General features: G+C 31.7%; 20 protein-coding genes and 2 pseudogenes. 13 read left to right on the forward strand and 9 right to left on the reverse strand.

Features of this window, described 5'->3' with window-relative positions:
- The first annotated feature begins 55 nt into the window (after positions 1-55).
- Together N4T77_RS15375 and argH are read left to right on the forward strand one after the other, a co-directional pair.
- A complete protein-coding gene (locus N4T77_RS15375) occupies positions 56-1,258 on the forward strand; it encodes an argininosuccinate synthase (protein WP_261672716.1) in 1,203 nt (400 codons plus the stop codon).
- A gap of 2 nt (positions 1,259-1,260) precedes the next feature.
- Positions 1,261-2,577 carry an argininosuccinate lyase gene (gene argH / locus N4T77_RS15380; RefSeq protein WP_261672717.1) on the forward strand — a complete coding sequence of 439 codons (1,317 nt, stop codon included), beginning with the start codon at positions 1,261-1,263 and terminating at the stop codon, positions 2,575-2,577.
- An 83-nt stretch (positions 2,578-2,660) separates the two neighbouring features.
- Here the strand turns inward: argH and N4T77_RS15385 are convergent, their stop codons facing one another.
- Both N4T77_RS15385 and N4T77_RS15390 read right to left on the reverse strand, forming a co-directional pair.
- Positions 2,661-2,876, reverse strand: a complete 216-nt coding sequence (locus N4T77_RS15385; protein ID WP_261672718.1) for a DUF378 domain-containing protein — start codon at positions 2,874-2,876, stop codon at positions 2,661-2,663.
- Positions 2,877-2,979: 103 nt separating this feature from the next.
- Complete coding sequence (locus N4T77_RS15390; protein WP_261672719.1) at positions 2,980-3,459, reverse strand: Lrp/AsnC ligand binding domain-containing protein; 480 nt, start codon at positions 3,457-3,459, stop codon at positions 2,980-2,982.
- Between the two features lie 414 nt (positions 3,460-3,873).
- Here N4T77_RS15390 and N4T77_RS15395 point away from each other — a divergent pair, with 414 nt between their 5' ends.
- The gene (locus N4T77_RS15395) at positions 3,874-4,233 is read left to right on the forward strand and encodes a hypothetical protein (RefSeq protein WP_261672720.1); all 360 of its coding nucleotides are present in this window, start codon (positions 3,874-3,876) and stop codon (positions 4,231-4,233) included.
- A 377-nt stretch (positions 4,234-4,610) separates the two neighbouring features.
- On the opposite strand, the gene N4T77_RS15400 is transcribed toward N4T77_RS15395, so the two are convergent.
- Positions 4,611-5,060 carry a hypothetical protein gene (locus tag N4T77_RS15400; protein ID WP_261672721.1) on the reverse strand — a complete coding sequence of 150 codons (450 nt, stop codon included), beginning with the start codon at positions 5,058-5,060 and terminating at the stop codon, positions 4,611-4,613.
- A 300-nt stretch (positions 5,061-5,360) separates the two neighbouring features.
- Here N4T77_RS15400 and N4T77_RS20225 point away from each other — a divergent pair, with 300 nt between their 5' ends.
- From N4T77_RS20225 to N4T77_RS15415, 3 genes are all read left to right on the forward strand, one after another.
- Positions 5,361-6,185, forward strand: a complete 825-nt coding sequence (locus tag N4T77_RS20225; RefSeq protein WP_315903178.1) for a methyl-accepting chemotaxis protein — start codon at positions 5,361-5,363, stop codon at positions 6,183-6,185.
- Between the two features lie 54 nt (positions 6,186-6,239).
- On the forward strand, positions 6,240-7,082 hold the full coding sequence (locus N4T77_RS15410) for an MBL fold metallo-hydrolase (protein ID WP_261672722.1): 843 nt from the start codon (positions 6,240-6,242) through the stop codon (positions 7,080-7,082).
- Positions 7,083-7,245: 163 nt separating this feature from the next.
- Positions 7,246-8,169, forward strand: coding sequence for a MerR family transcriptional regulator (locus tag N4T77_RS15415; protein ID WP_261672723.1), 924 nt, complete (start codon positions 7,246-7,248; stop codon positions 8,167-8,169).
- Positions 8,170-8,425: 256 nt separating this feature from the next.
- Here the strand turns inward: N4T77_RS15415 and N4T77_RS15420 are convergent, their stop codons facing one another.
- Complete coding sequence (locus N4T77_RS15420) at positions 8,426-8,746, reverse strand: helix-turn-helix domain-containing protein (RefSeq protein ID WP_261672724.1); 321 nt, start codon at positions 8,744-8,746, stop codon at positions 8,426-8,428.
- A 148-nt stretch (positions 8,747-8,894) separates the two neighbouring features.
- On the opposite strand from N4T77_RS15420, the gene N4T77_RS15425 reads away from it, so the two are divergent.
- From N4T77_RS15425 to N4T77_RS15455, 7 genes and pseudogenes are all read left to right on the forward strand, one after another.
- Positions 8,895-9,449: a flavodoxin family protein gene (locus N4T77_RS15425; RefSeq protein WP_261672725.1), complete on the forward strand. Its 555-nt coding sequence runs from the start codon at positions 8,895-8,897 to the stop codon at positions 9,447-9,449.
- 173 nt (positions 9,450-9,622) lie between these two features.
- Positions 9,623-9,826, forward strand: a pseudogene (locus N4T77_RS15430) (MerR family transcriptional regulator); the annotation flags it as partial.
- Between the two features lie 54 nt (positions 9,827-9,880).
- Complete coding sequence (locus N4T77_RS15435; RefSeq protein ID WP_261672726.1) at positions 9,881-10,576, forward strand: ABC transporter ATP-binding protein; 696 nt, start codon at positions 9,881-9,883, stop codon at positions 10,574-10,576.
- Positions 10,563-11,178, forward strand: a pseudogene (locus N4T77_RS15440) (ABC transporter permease); the annotation flags it as partial. The gene N4T77_RS15435 and the pseudogene N4T77_RS15440, both read left to right, overlap by 14 nt.
- A gap of 311 nt (positions 11,179-11,489) precedes the next feature.
- Positions 11,490-11,855, forward strand: a complete 366-nt coding sequence (locus N4T77_RS15445; RefSeq protein ID WP_261672728.1) for a DUF2089 domain-containing protein — start codon at positions 11,490-11,492, stop codon at positions 11,853-11,855.
- 22 nt (positions 11,856-11,877) lie between these two features.
- The gene (locus N4T77_RS15450; protein ID WP_261672729.1) at positions 11,878-12,249 is read left to right on the forward strand and encodes an SHOCT-like domain-containing protein; all 372 of its coding nucleotides are present in this window, start codon (positions 11,878-11,880) and stop codon (positions 12,247-12,249) included.
- Positions 12,246-12,497: a hypothetical protein gene (locus N4T77_RS15455; RefSeq protein ID WP_261672730.1), complete on the forward strand. Its 252-nt coding sequence runs from the start codon at positions 12,246-12,248 to the stop codon at positions 12,495-12,497. The genes N4T77_RS15450 and N4T77_RS15455 overlap by 4 nt, the downstream gene beginning before the upstream one ends.
- Positions 12,498-12,644: 147 nt before the next feature.
- On the opposite strand, the gene N4T77_RS15460 is transcribed toward N4T77_RS15455, so the two are convergent.
- The 5 genes from N4T77_RS15460 to N4T77_RS15480 form a co-directional block, all read right to left on the reverse strand.
- A complete protein-coding gene (locus tag N4T77_RS15460) occupies positions 12,645-13,295 on the reverse strand; it encodes a YitT family protein (protein WP_261672731.1) in 651 nt (216 codons plus the stop codon).
- Between the two features lie 15 nt (positions 13,296-13,310).
- On the reverse strand, positions 13,311-13,859 hold the full coding sequence (locus N4T77_RS15465; RefSeq protein WP_261672732.1) for a helix-turn-helix domain-containing protein: 549 nt from the start codon (positions 13,857-13,859) through the stop codon (positions 13,311-13,313).
- Positions 13,860-14,107: 248 nt separating this feature from the next.
- On the reverse strand, positions 14,108-14,395 hold the full coding sequence (locus tag N4T77_RS15470) for a Dabb family protein (protein ID WP_261672733.1): 288 nt from the start codon (positions 14,393-14,395) through the stop codon (positions 14,108-14,110).
- Positions 14,392-14,814, reverse strand: a complete 423-nt coding sequence (locus N4T77_RS15475) for a hypothetical protein (protein WP_261672734.1) — start codon at positions 14,812-14,814, stop codon at positions 14,392-14,394. The genes N4T77_RS15470 and N4T77_RS15475 overlap by 4 nt, the downstream gene beginning before the upstream one ends.
- A 164-nt stretch (positions 14,815-14,978) precedes the next feature.
- A complete protein-coding gene (locus N4T77_RS15480; RefSeq protein WP_261672736.1) occupies positions 14,979-15,893 on the reverse strand; it encodes a YafY family protein in 915 nt (304 codons plus the stop codon).
- Positions 15,894-15,979: the final 86 nt, after the last annotated feature.

Consider the following 15,979-nt stretch of genomic DNA (forward strand, 5'->3'; position numbering starts at 1 on the left):
GGAATTAAGGAAGAGATACTCTTCCCCTTCCAATTAGAAATTGGGGGTAATAGTAATGAAAGATAAAGTTGTTTTAGCATACTCAGGAGGATTAGATACATCAATAATAATTCCGTGGTTAAAGGAAAATTATGATTTAGAGGTTATAGCAGCTTGCGTAAATGTAGGACAAGAAGACAACATGGAAGAGGTTAGAGCAAAGGCTTTAAAAACTGGGGCTTCTAAAATATATATAGAAGAAGTAGTAGAAGAATTTGTAACTGATTATATATTCAAAGGCATAAAAGCTGGTGCAGTCTATGAAGAAAAATATTTACTTGGAACTTCTTTTGCAAGACCATTAATTGCAAAAAAGTTAGTTGAAATAGCACATGCTGAAGGAGCTAAATACATAGCTCACGGAGCTACAGGAAAAGGAAACGACCAAGTACGTTTTGAACTTGGCATAGCAGCCTTTGACCCTACAATAAAGGTAATTGCACCTTGGAGAATATGGGACATACAGTCAAGAGAAGATGCTATAGACTATGCTAAGGCTAAGGGAGTAGACATACCTGTAACTAAGGCAAAGATATATTCAAGAGATCAAAATTTATGGCATTTAAGTCATGAAGGCGGAGAACTTGAGTTGCCGCAAAATGAGCATAATCAGGGTATGTATCTTATGACAACTCCTCCTGAAAAAGCAAAGGATGAAGTTAGTTATGTAGAAGTATACTTTGAACAAGGAATTCCTACAAAGCTAAATGGAGAAAAGATAGCTCCAGTAGCATTAATAGAGACTTTGAATAAAATTGGCGGAGAAAATGGAATAGGAATAATTGATATAATAGAAAACAGACTAGTAGGAATGAAATCAAGAGGAGTTTATGAAACTCCAGGTGGAACAATTCTTTATGAGGCACACAGAAACCTTGAAAGACTAACTCTTGATAAGCAGACCTTCCACTTTAAACAAATAGTAGCACAGAAATATGGAGAATTAGTATATGATGGACTATGGTTTACACCATTAAAAGAAGCATTAGATGCTTTTGTAGATTCCACTCAGAAAAATGTAACTGGTTCAGTAAAATTAAAGCTATATAAAGGTAATGTAATGATAGCAGGTATAGACACACCATATGCTCTTTACGACGAACATATATCTTCCTTTGGTGCAAGCTCCTATAGTCACAAAGATGCAGAAGGTTTCATAAATCTATTTGGACTTCCATTAAAGATTAAAGCTATGATGGAAAGAAGTAAGGAAGATTAATCATGAAGCTTTGGGGCGGAAGATTTAAAAAGGCTGAAAATAAGCTTATGGAGGACTTTAATAGTTCTCTAAGCTTTGATAGCACTCTTTATTATGAAGATGTACAAGGGAGTATAGCACATGTTAAGATGCTTACTAAGTGTAGTATTTTAACAGAGGAAGAATGTGAAACTATAATAAATGGCTTAAATTCAATACTTTCAGATATAGAAGAGGGAAATCTCTTAATAGAGGGAGATTATGAGGATATACACAGCTTTGTGGAAACAAATCTAATAGAAAGAATTGGTCAGGTAGGCAAAAAGCTTCATACAGCTAGAAGCAGAAATGATCAGGTGGCAGTGGATTTAAGGCTCTATGCTAAGAAGAAGGCCTTTGAAGTAGTAGATAATATAGAAAATCTACAACAGGTGATAGTAAAGCTTGGTGAAGAAAATAATTTTTTAATGCCGGGATACACTCATCTTCAAAGGGCACAGGTGGTAACCTTTAAACATCATATAATGGCTTATCATAATATGCTTTTAAGAGATAAAAAGAGAGTATTAAATGCCATAGAAATACTAGATGAAAGTCCACTAGGCTGCTGTGCACTAGCTGGAACAACCTATAATACAGATAGAAGTTTTACAGCCAAGGAATTAGGCTTTAAAAAACCTGTAGACAACTTTTTAGACGGAGTAAGTGACAGGGACTATGTTATAGAATTATTGTCCTGTTTTTCAATAATAATGATGCATTTAAGCCGCCTAAGCGAGGAGTTAATTCTTTGGAGTACAAAGGAATTTGATTTTATTCAAATAGATGATGAATTTTCAACAGGAAGCAGCATTATGCCTCAAAAGAAAAATCCAGATGCTGCAGAGCTTATAAGAGGTAAAACTGGGAGAGTATACGGGGGGCTCATGTCCCTGCTGACAACTATGAAAGGCATTCCCCTTGCCTACAACAAGGATATGCAGGAAGACAAAGAACAGTTCTTTAACTCTTTAGACACAGTTTTAAGCTGTTTGAAGATAATGAGTGGTATGCTCTCCTCTTTAAAAATAAAGAAAGAAAATACTTTCAATGCTGTTAAAAAAGGTTTCTTAAATGCTACAGAAGCAGCAGACTATCTGGTGAATAAAGGTATGCCTTTTAGGGATGCACATAAGGTAATAGGGGAAATAGTACTTTATTGTGAGGAAAAGGATAAGGCTATAGAGGATATATCCTTAGAGGAGCTGAAGAACTTTAGTGGGTTCTTTGGAGAAGATGTTTATGAATTTATTGATTATAACAATACCTTAGGGAGAGGAATAAAGAAAGAACTTAAGTAGCTGCTGGAAAAGAAAATTCAACTTCAGCAAAAAAGAGGAAAACCATCTTGGTGATTTTCCTCTTTTTATTTTCTAGTAAAAGACTATTTAACTTCGCCTCTATCATTATTTCTGTTTCTTCCAAAGAATGAAAGTGCGTATAATCCTGCTATACCAACAAGAGCATAAATAATTCTACTAAATGCTGACATTGTACCAAATATTGAATCCACTAAATTGAAATTAAAGAATCCTATTAGTCCCCAGTTGATAGCACCTATTACAACTAATATTAGTGCGATAGCATCTAATGTTCTCATACAAACATCTCCTTTATTTTTTTATACAGAAATATTATTTGCATCTTTCAAAAAAATATAAGCAAAAAATAAAAAAAAAGGGAAAAAATTTCCCTAAATATTATTAAGTATCCAATATATTAATATCTATGTTTCTATCTATAGGTTGAAATAGAGATATAAAGGTATCTGTTCTTTGAATGCCATCTATAGATTGAATTTTATTCATAAGTAAATTTTGAAGATCTGCTATATTTCTACACACTACTTTTACAAATATGGAATATTCGCCAGTGGTATAGTGAAGTTCTACAATTTCTTTTACTAACTGTAATTGCTCTAAAGCTTCATTAAAGGATTTAGCCTTATCAAGATAAATACCTATAAAGCAGCATACATCATAACCTAGTTTTGAATTATCTATAATTAGTTTCGTTCCTTTTATGATTCCCATGTCCTCCATTTTTTTCATTCTAACATGGATAGTACCACCACTTACGTGGCATGTTCTAGCTATTTCAAGAAAGGGAATTCTTGAATCTTTAATAAGTATATCTAATATTTGAAGATCCAAATCATCTAAACCATGTACTTTTAAACCCATTTTATCACTCCTTGGTAACATTTGTAACATTTCCTTAATTAATATGCACATATAATATAAATTTACTAATATTATACCAAAAATTTTTATTAATTTAATAAATTAAAACGTTATCAATAATATAGGATTAAACAAAAATCAGTAAAAGGAGGTGAATATAAAAGATTTAACAATTATAATCAATATAATTTAATAATATTACAATAATAACGGTAAAAATATATACTTTAGAAAAATATCACCGATAAAAAGTGAAAGGAACTTAAAAATACAGAAACTTACAGGTATATTTTTATGTCTATGGAAACAGCTGATTCACATCGATTTAACCTACTCAATTAAAAAGGTATTGATATAAAGGAAAAAGTATATAATAATAGAAGTAATATACATAATCTAAAGGGGGAAGACAAAATGCCATTGTGGTTAACGGTAGTTTTGCAAATTTTATTTTTTGTAGTAATCTTTTTAGTTGTTTATAATCAACTAAAAATCCATCTTTTATCGAAGCTTCGTCCAAACAAGTGGTTGATACTAGCATTAGCTATAATATCCTTTTTCCTGCCAACAATGATAGCTTCTTACTATAATTATAATTTAAATGGTACAGTTTGGCAGTATGTTCAATCTGCTGTATTCATAGTATTCTTTTTATGGTTCGTAGATTTAAGAAGTGGGGCTATATATAATACTGGAAATAGGAGAGCAAATAACAAACAAAAAGATATTAAAATAAAACCAAAGGCTAAACCAAATAGAGTAAAGAAGAAATAGGGACAATTCTTGGATAAGTAGACTTTTAAGTCTATATTATCCAAGTTTTTTAATTTTTTTGCTACTTTTTGAATCAAACTTTATTTTCATACAATAATGTCGAATAATAATTTTTAAAATAAAGATATTGACTAATTATGTTATAAATGATATTATTTTATTGTAGACGAAGTCGAAATTTATCTAAAACCAGAGCGAAGGGTTTTAGATAAATAAAATTTCTATTAAGCAAATATCCCCTATTAAGCCACATGCTCCCCCATGTTGGCTTTTTTCCTTTTTATTATTGATAATTTATCAATGGTGATAAACATAAATATCTTTACGTGCATTAAAATAGACCTAGAAGAAAAAAACTTCTAGGTCTATTTTAATGTTTAATAATCTTGAATTTCGTATTGAGTACTAGTCATATTTTGACAATTGTCTGAGCTAAAATCTGGTATAGGCCAGTTTATTTCAGCTGCGTTGAATACTCCATCATTATGTTCATTCTTTTCTACATATTGATCTCCACTACTTGTAATTGTTACGACCTTTGGAGCTGAATACATAACAGCTGCTGGTCCTTGTACAGTTTCTCCACTTTCTTGTTCAAATTTTCTATCCTTTGGTATAAAGAAACCCTGAAACTCTCCATTTCTAGGAGTAGTTTTACCAGGGTGTAAAATGTACCAAGACTTATCGAAGTTACCAGAGTCTGTTGCTCTTGTAGGACCGTACACTATAATATTTTCAGAGGTAGAATTTGTAATTACAGCGCCTTCACCATCATTTCTCATTTGCTCACTATGTTCTTGCTCAGTCATTACACCTTGATTATGCATACCATAGCCTCCTTATAGAATTATTATTTTATCTTACTCAAATAATTTCTCCATAATTTCTATAAGTAATACTATATTTAAGATGAATTTATAGATTCATTTATGAATCTAGTGTTATATACTATTAATAAGTTAGCTAAGTACTACAACTTCATGATAAATCAATTAGGCTATAGAGAAATTCTTAGCGATGGATATATATATGTAAAAATATTAATTTTTGAATGTAGTATCTTGTTGTTTTTTTATTAATTCAGTATATAATTAAGTTAACTAATGCAGATAAAGGGGAGATGATTTTTGAAAGAAAGAATTCTAGAGTCCTTCATGGATGTATTACCGCACCTAAAGGAACTAATTCAGCAAGATATAATGACTTCGATAACCGATACTGAAAAGTTTTTAGGCTACTATCCTGGTGATAAAATGAGAATAAATATACGAGTAGGAGATCTAATACCAGATAACGACCCTTTAAGAAAGACTATAATGGAAAATAAAATAATATCTTCAATAGTGCCAAAGGAAGTCTATGGGTTCCCATTCAAATCTGTAACATATCCTATAAGGAATGAACAGGGAACCGCTATAGGAGCAGTAGGCTATGCAATAAATATTGAAAATGAAGTTAAAATCAGTAATGCATCAGAAAGTATGTTTAGTGCTATTGAGGAAACAAGTGCAAATATTAATGAAGCTTCTATGGACATTCAAAAGCTAACTAGTATGATTAATGATATAAATGAATCAGCTAAGATTACAGAAAAAAAGATTGCAGATTCAGATAAGGTAATAGGCATGATCAAAAATGTAGCCCAACAAACTAATTTACTAGCTTTAAATGCTGCAATTGAAGCAGCAAGAGCTGGTGAGCATGGAAGAGGATTTTCTATTGTAGCATCAGAAATGAGAAAGCTTTCTCTAACCAGCAAAGAATCTAGTGAAAGCGTATATAAACAATTAAGTGAAATGAAAGAAGCGGTAGAATTTATTAAGAGACAGATAGATAGTATTTTAGAAATAGCAGATAACCAATCTACAAAGTTTAAAGATATTACAACGGCTGCAGAGGAAATAGCTGAGAATGCAGAAACACTTGTCCATTTTACAAGAATAAATGATTAGTTACTAGCAACATTTAATTTGAAAGTAAAGATCTCTTATCAAAAGGAGAGAAATATGAAAGTTGTTGTATTAATAGAAAATACAAAGAATGGCTCAAAGGATTTAATTTGCGAAGAAGGCCTATCTATTTATATAGAAACAAAGGATAGACGTATACTTTTTGATACAGGCAGAACTGGCAATTTTATAGTAAATGCTAAAAGAATGGGGATAGAATTACAGCAAGTTGATGCTGTAATTCTTTCACATGGTCATCATGACCATGGTGGGGGGCTTTCATCATTTTTTCAAATAAATGATAGAGCAAGAACATATGCTAAAAGAGGCGTAGAGAGAGACTTTTATTTCCGCACCATGTTATTCAGCAATAGTATTGGAATTAACAAAACAGTGTTTAATGAGTATTCTGACAGAATTAATTATGTTGATGGATTTACAGAAATAATGGATAATGTATATATTATTTCTGAGATAGAGAAACGATATAAAACTCCAGAAGGTAACAAGTACTTATTTGTTAAATATGGAAACGAAGTAACTAGAGATAAATTTGACCATGAATTAATTATGGTTATTAGAGAGAAGGATGAATTAACTATTTTTACAGGCTGTTCACACAATGGTACAGCTAATATTATTGAAACTGTCAGAAATAGATTTCCAAGAGAAAAAATCAAGGCAATAGTAGGAGGGTTTCATCTAGTTAGAATTCCTTTAATAAAGATATTAGGTCCGTCACAAGAAGAAATTAATATACTTATAAACAAAATTCGAGATGAAAATATAGAAAGAGTTTACACAGGTCATTGTACTGGAGAAAAGGCATTTAAGAAATTGAAAGATATTTTAAGTAGTAATATCTCATACATTAGCACTGGAACAGAATTAAACATTTAGTTTTAGGTGTGAATATAATAGATAGAACTCCCCTTGCACTGAACGGAGGGGGAGTTTTTTGCATACAATACCAGAAGTAATATACTTAATTACAAAAAAGAGTGAGTTTTGTATTGACTGTTACCTAAGGGAGTAGATTAACATAGAAAAGAGAGGTGATGATATGTTAATAAGTGAAGTTTGTAGTTTAACTGGTTTAACAAAGAAAGCTATATCTTATTATGAGGAACAAGGATTAATAAAATCTAAAAAGAATAGTAATGGATATAGAGAGTATTCAGTAGATGATATAGTATTATTAAATGAGATTTCTTTATATAGAAAATTAGATATAGCAATTAAAGATATTAAAACAGTGTTAATAAGTAAAGATAAAAAGAACATACTTAATAATATCATTCAGGAGAAGCAGAAAAAAGAAATTCAGATAAAAATGCAAAAAATATATTTGGAAAAAATTATAAATAATGATTTTGATGAAAAAACTATAAAGGAACTAAATGAGGAGATTATAGAAATTGAAAAAAATAATGGAGAGTTTATCAAGAGAGAATTAGTTAGAGTTTTTCCAAGTGGAATAGGAAAGTATTTAGCATATCATTTTTCACCATATTTGAATGAACCTTTAGATACAGCAGAAAAATATAAAGCATGGATTGAAATTGTTGAGTTTTTAGATAATGTTCCAGAATTGAAGATACCTAGAATAATTGAGAGCGGATATGAAAATACAACAGATGAAATGGCAAAAAGAATAAGTGATGACACAAGAAATGAAATAAATAATATGTTAAATGCTAAAGGTGAGGAATTAAAGTCATATAAGAAAAAAATATTAGATAATATAGATAAGCAAAATGATGAACCATTATTAAAAGTAATGAATCCGTTTTATAAGTTTAAAAAGGAACTTAATGAGTTTTTTAATAGTAGTGGATACTATGATATATTTGTACCTAACATGAAGATATTAAGCAAGGAGTATAGAGAATATCACAAGCAGCTTATTAAGTTAAACGAATTAATGTCTAATGAACTAGGTATTAAATATGATGAAAATATGAGAATAATAAGAATTAAAAAATAGAAGGTTTATTTTCTATAAAAATCTCATGTAATATAAATAAGAAAAGGGGTTGTCTCTAAATGACTTTTTAGTAATTTAGAGACAACCCCTTCCTTAAAAAAGTGATTTGATGTGAATCACTTACTCAGTGAGTGTATACGAGTCGAGTTTCCTTTATGAATGATAACTTAATAATGTACCTAAGTAACAGAGGAGAAGCAAGTCCAGATGATGGAGGTGATTCTCCTTCTTATTTTGTTTCAAGAAGAAAGTTGTGTTAGATAGATGGATGTTTATGTTTATAAACTTCATCTCCCCATTCACCAAGAAACTGTAGAACAGCTATAAGCTTTTGACTAAGTTCTGATAATTCATATTCTACTCTTGGCGGAATTTCATTGTATTGATGGCGAATAATAAGACAATCTTCTTCAAGTTCCTTTAAATTTTTTGAGAGCATTAGGCTTGATATGCCTGTAACCTTTCGTTGTAGTTCATTAAAACGAACAACTCCGTTTTGAGATATAATCCAAATTATCAATAATTTCCATTTTCCATTTATAATTTTTAAAGCGTATTCTATAGAACAGTTTTCCATAAAAGCGACCTCCATTACTTATATAAATATTAGTAACTAAATATTTTTTGCGTACTTGTTGATTTATATGTTACTTAATATAATAAAGTAAGTCAACAGATAATTGACTGATTTAAGAAAATTTTATATTTAAAAGGAGAAATAAGAGATGTCAAAAGTAGTTATTTTCAAAGGTAGTCCAAGAAAGAATGGATATACTGCAAAATTATTAGAACAAGTAGCAAAAGGAGCAAAATCTAAAGGTGCTGAAGTTATTGAATTTGATTTAAATGATCCTAGAATTCGTGGATGCCAAGGGTGCTTTTATTGTCGTACTCATGATGGTTGTGCAGTTAATGATTATCTTCAACCGATGTATGAAGCCATTAAGGAAGCCGATGCTATCGTATTTGGGTCTCCAATATATTATTATACAATTACAGGACAATCAAAAGTTTGGTTTGATCGTACATTCCCAATGCTTGGGAATGATTATAAGCCAAAGTATCCAGGTAAAAAGTTAATAACAATATTTACTCAAGGGAATCCTGATCCTAAGATAGGTGCGGAAGGCGTTAAGTTTGCCAATAATATGTTAGAAGAATTAGGCTGGAAGTTACAGGATAGCATTCATTACTGTGGAACTAGTCATAATCCTGATTTAGCAATGTTTGATGAGTTATCTTCAAGAGCATTTAAAGATGGAGAAAATTTAGTTGAATAAATTTTTAACACATTAGATACTATAAAATCGCATTATTCAAGATGAAATTGATTTTGCGGTTTTTTTAATGCGTCGTACCAATAACGGATGTAAAAGGGGTATCACTTGCTACTTATACGGCGAACCATATCAGTAGCAAGTGAGAAAAGTAGTCTTAACCTAGTTATATCAATATTTTAAGAATGATAAATGCCATATCTGAAAGTAAGGAAATTGATATTAGAGAGGTAATCAATAAACCTAAAAAGGATGAGGAGATTGTTACAGCATGTGATAAGCTTCTTACTTCCTTGAGTGATGCAGAAAAAAATGCTCATAGTATATTGAATCAATTAGAGTACATGAAAAATGAATTTAATATAAACTCTACACTTTAACACTAGACTTTGCGCTGGTGTTATTCTTTTTTTATCAGAAGGAGGGAATAACACATGGAAGCAATAAAAGTTCAAAACCTTTATAAATCCTATGGGGATGTTCAAGTGGTGAAGGATGTTAGTTTAACAGTTAAGAGAAGAGAGGTATTTGGATTGCTTGGGGCCAATGGGGCAGGGAAGAGTACTACCATAGAGTGTATTTTAGGTACAAAGAGTTTTGATGATGGGCAGGTATCTATCCTAGGTATGAATCCTAAAAAAGAAAGAAAACAGCTGCTTCAGAAGGTTGGGGTACAGTTTCAAGAATCTAATTATCAAGATAAGATTATAGTGAAAGAATTGTGTGAAATAACTCAAGTTCTCTATAAAAATCCATTAGATTACAATAAACTACTAAAGGAATTTAATCTTCAGAATAAGGTTAAAAATCTAGTAAGTAAACTATCTGGAGGAGAAAAACAACTATTATTTATTATACTAGCGTTAATTCCAAGTCCAGAGGTAGTATTCCTAGACGAGCTTACAACAGGACTAGATGTAAAGGCTAGAAGAGATGTTTGGAAATGCTTATTAAATTTAAAGAAGCAAGGTCTTACAATCTTCTTAACATCTCATTTTATGGATGAGGTTGAAGTTCTGTGCGATAAAATATGTATTTTAAAAAATGGAGTTATAGCTTTCTATGGAACTGTAGAAGAAGCAGTATCACTAAGTCCATATGAAAAATTTGAGGATGCTTATTTATGGTAATAAGCCCGCATTTCCTGGAGCAATCCTTTGCTGCTATATCAACCATTGCAATATGTGCAGGAGGGGTAATGGGGTTGCCATTAGTATTATCTGAATATCGTGAAAGAAAAATATTAAAAAGATTTAAAGTAACTCCAGTCAGCCCTTCTATGATTTTAGTAGCCGAAGGAGTGGTATATACTTTATATGCCAGTGTTTCATTAGTGCTTGTTTACTTAACAGCAAGAATATTTTTCGATTTTCAATTTAGAGGTTCATGGATAAATTTTTTAGGAGCATATGCACTAGTAATGATATCAATGTTTAGTATTGGATTTATGGTGGGAGGAATAGCGAAAAATACTAAAATTGTGGGTGTAATTGCAAGTGTGCTATATTTTCCTATGCTTATATTCTCAGGAGCAACATTACCATATGAGGTTATGCCAACAGTGCTTCAAAGGGTGGCAGATATCTTTCCTTTAACTCAGGGTATAAAGCTTTTAAAAAGTGCCTCACTTAATTTAAACATAAATGATTCAGTAATACCAATTTACATTACCATTATTATACTTACAGTGGTTTGTAGCGGGATATCTATTAAGTTTTTTAAATGGGAATAATTTTTAAGTTCAAGAAGTCCCTATAAGGAAAATTGATGAAAGTGTTTTAGTAAAAGACTAGAGAAGAGTTACTAAGTAGAAATATGCCATTGTTAAAATTAGATAAAAATAGTCATTTATGCATCAGAAACAGGTATGCTAAAGCAATTATATTAGCATATCTGTTTTTTGTTACAAATATATTAAAAATATTAATTTTTATATTTATATTTTTAACTATCATTAATATTTTAATTAATATTTTTAATTTACATATTGAATTAATTATCATTTAGTATTACAATAAAAATATAAAAAAGGAGAGGATAATTGTGGCTTACAGAGTAATAAGCAAATGTCCAGTATGTAATTCAAAATTAAAAATTACAAAACTTAGATGTAGCAAATGTAGTACAGTAATTGAGAATGACTTTGAGTTTTCGAAATTCGAATATTTGAATGAAGAATATCTTAATTTTATGGAAGTTTTTTTAAAGTGCAGAGGAAATATTAAGGATGTTGAAAAAGAGCTTGGCATATCCTATCCCACCGTGAGGGCCAAACTGGATGAAGTGGTTTCTGCTCTTGGATATTCTGTAATAAAAAAGCCTACGGTAGGTAGTAAGGAAATACTTGATATGCTTGAAAAAGGTGAAATATCAGCTGAACAGGCTGTAAATATGATGAAAGAAGATTAAATTTTGAAAGGATGGGTTATAGATGAAGGAAGAAGTTAAGAGAATTTTAAAAATGTTTGAAGAGGGTAAAATTGATTTAGATAAGGCTGCGGAGCTAATTGAAGCTCTTAACAAGTCCGCTGATGTAAAGCAGTTGCCGGTAACAGGAAATTTAGATAAAATGCTTAAAGTTATAGTGCTGTCAGCTACAAAAGATACTGTAAATGTGAACGTACCGGTTAAGTTTTTAAAGGCCATAGGCAATGCTGTTAATAACATTAAGATACCAGGTGTTTCAGATCAAGATGGGATAGATATAAAAATGATTATGGAAGCCATTGATTCAGGCCTTGAAGGAAAGATAGTGGACGTAAAAAGCAGTAATGGAGATATAGTTGAGGTTTCCATTGAATGAGAATTTATGTAAGACTCAATACTAAAAGAAGTTTTAACATTCCAGCCCCAATAGGACTCGTGAAGGCTGTACTCAGTTTGGGAGTGTCCATTGCAAGAAGGTATATTCCTGTAGAGCAAAGGAAATATATTGATTGCATTGACTTTCAGGAACTTAGAAAGGGCTTTGATGCATTAAAAGCTTATAAAGGGTTAAAGATTGTAGAAGTGAAGACAGAGGATGGTACTGAGGTAATAATAGTCGTTTAAATGTTTTGGTTTGTCATAACAATTTGCACAAAAACAATGCTGCAATTAATTTTTATAGAGGACTGGCAATAACTTTATTCGAGAGTTATGCCAGTCATTCGTATTAATGGACTTTATATTTACGCAAGGCAAATTGATGGGGTTGTTTTATGAACTGACGATATTAACTTTAACTGTATCAGATATACTCTCGTGCTCGATATTTTTCACATCAAAATGTAGCAATTTAAATGTAAATTGTAAAGTAAATCCGATTCCTAATACATATATTGCTGTGCCTATACCGACCTTTGCACCTAATAGCCAGCCAATGATAAGAACGGTACCTTCTAGTAAACCTCGTATTGCCCCTATGGGTATCTTTGGTATACGTTTTCCCAGTGCAACCATAAGTGCGTCACGGGGGCCACACCCAAGGGATGAACCAATATAAAAATAGCTTCCAATGCAGATAACAACTTGCCCTAAAAGGAGCATTAGTAAGCCAAGTCCAAGGTTGGACATTTTGGGAATAATATTGGTAAATTGAATCAAATCAACAAACTTTCCTATCAATATAGCATTAAGAATTGTGCCGAATCCAATTTTTTCCTTCAATGCAAAATCAATAACAATGATAATTAAGCCAGTAATGACAACGATATTGCCATAGGATAGATGGGTCAGATAGGCTCCACCCATGCTGAATGCTTCCCAAGGGGCTAAGCCAATGTTAGCCTGTATGGTTAAAAAGGAGCCAAGTGAATACAAAAACAGTCCAAATATCAATTTGGTTATTCTTTTAACATAATTATTCATAACAGAATCCCCCTTTTATTCATGGTATAGAATCATAATAATGGTTACATCTTTGTCTGTTGAGTTCAAATATTTGTGGTTGCAATTAGCAAGGAATTGTATTGCTTCGCCTTCTTGTAAATGGAATGTTTTGTCTCCAACTTGTACGCTAAAAACGCCCTTTGTGCAAATAATATACTCTCTTATACCTGCTTCATGGTACTCAGATGAACGTTCAGAATTGGGAGCAATTACATGACGAAATATTTCAAACTTTTTATCTGGGTCAAATTCAAACAAAACAAATAATTCAAATCCATCCCATGCTGAATAGTGTTTAACTGTATCATTTGTGGTAACAGATACTTGAGGTGTTTCAATATACGTAAGTTGAGCCAGTGGAACATTAATTCCATTACATATTTTTTCAAGCACAGATATTGTGGGACTTTTTGTGCAACGTTCAATTTCACTTAACATACTCTTGCTAACTCCGGTTAATACAGCTAAATCATCCAATGTAAGATTTCTCTCTTGTCGAATTCTTTTAATATTTCTACTTATAGTTTCATTTGCTGAAATCATATGAACCTCCTTATACATTATAGTGGATTAAGTACTCTATAGTGTATAAATTAACACGTTAAGGGTAAATTGTCAATATTTTCTTAAGTAATACTCTAGATACCATATGGATTACAGATATAAAATTAAGACGTAATCTTCTTTTTTACGGCTTAACTGTAAAAGCTAAATAATTTACTGGAACATTGACATAAAGGACTGCTTATGTGCAGTCCTTTATAAATACTAATATATCAACTTTTGATTTTTCATATTTCATAACATACAGATACTTGAGTATCGAGAACATTTCCTATAAATTTTGCAACTTCCAGGTGTGCAGGATGAGTAAGGTATGCATTCATATCTTCCATTGATGCAAATTTGGTAATTAGAATTATGTCATAAGCTGTTTGGCTGGGGCGAACATTTAATTCAGCTTGTATATCTAAAAGAACTTCTATTTTTCCTTTCATACCTAAGAGAACTTCCTGTGTTTTTTTAATATTTTCAGTATCTCTACTTTTTAATTTTAAAAGTAAGTTGTTTATAATCATTTTTTACCTCCTGTAATATTTAGTATAGTTTGAGCGGATTCTTTTCCGTTCACAAATAGTGTAATCAGGTGGATGCCTGGGTAATGTTTACGTGTCGTAAGGTCTGCAAAGCTGTGAGTGCGTGTTCCTGACAAGTGTGCACTACCGGGTACAGTTTTATCCGATAAGAGAAATAGCTTGCGGGAAGAGCGACCATTGGATTTTATAAAGTCAATGCCATATTCTAAACGGATATGTGCAGGGGTGTTCCATGCTATATCTAGTGAATAATTCAATTCACAGCTGTCTCCAATGTTAAGTTCCTCCGGATTAACCGTCAGGGTTGCATTCTTAAACAAGGGGTTTTCATCAGAAAAATCTGTATAACCAAAGAGGCTCATTGCTGTAGAAAGCTCTGTATGAAGTAAGAAAAGCAACAAGTTCAGTTACTTCTTCAGGTTCCGCCAGTTACAAGTACCCGGTTACCCTCAAATTCTTTGCTTATATCAAATAATGGTGAATTATTTCCCATAATAAAAATACCTCCTTGGTTTTAAGCTATTTTACTTACTTAGTATAACTAATATAACTTGACCACAGTGTGTCAGGTTTTAAAACGATATTTATTTACCATGTTATCCAAGCGAGTTGAAATCTCCTTACGAACACTTTCAGGTTCTATCACCTCCAGCATTGTACCAAAAGAAAAAAGATAATTGTAAATCCATTCACCACCGGGCAGGGAAACAATCACAGTATAGGAGCCATCCTTGTTTTTTATTATATTTTCTTCTTCAAAATCGTCATATACACGGTAGGCTCCTTCAGGTGATATTTTCAGAGTCAGCTTAACCTGCTCGCTACATGCTTCCTTTAGAGATTTAGTCATAAGCTCCTGTGAACTTTGGTGTGTACAAGACTCTTCAGTGGTATGGATATCAGACATACGACTTATTTTAAATGTTCTGAGTGCCATTTTCTGCAGACAATATCCTTGTAGATACCATGCTTTGTCTCTAAAGAGCAGTTTAAAAGGTTCAACTTTACGGTAGCTTTTTTCTCCATTTACATTGAAATAGGAAAAAGTAATTACCATATGTTCAAGTATGGCGTCTTTAAGAATGCTGAAAACTTCATTCTGCTTTTTATCATTTCCCCAATTAGAAAAGTCTACTTCAATCCAGTTTATATTACTTTTCTTGAAAAGACTGTTCAATTTTGATAGCACATCATCAAGTTCGGGATATTGGACTGCCGACAAGCTTTGAAGAGCCAGCAGAATTTTATCCTGTTCTTTTTCTGAAAGCAGTGATTTATCAAGCACAAAATTATCAAGCAGAGAGATTCCTCCACCTTTACCTTGGCTTGCATATATAGGAATACCTGCTTGGCTAAGTGCATCAATATCCCTATATATAGTCCTCACAGATACTTCAAAATGTTTAGCCAGTTCGCCTGCTGTTACGGACTTCTTTTCAAGCAGAATATATATGATTTGAAATAATCTACTTATCTGCATAACATCACCTCACTTAAAAATATAAATCATATAACTTGACAACACTATGTCATATTATGTGATTTTATTGTGAAAGTATGTTTTAG

It is taken from the genome of Clostridium sp. CX1 (genome assembly GCF_025398335.1).
Taxonomy (GTDB): Bacteria; Bacillota; Clostridia; order Clostridiales; family Clostridiaceae; genus Clostridium_AM; species Clostridium_AM tanneri.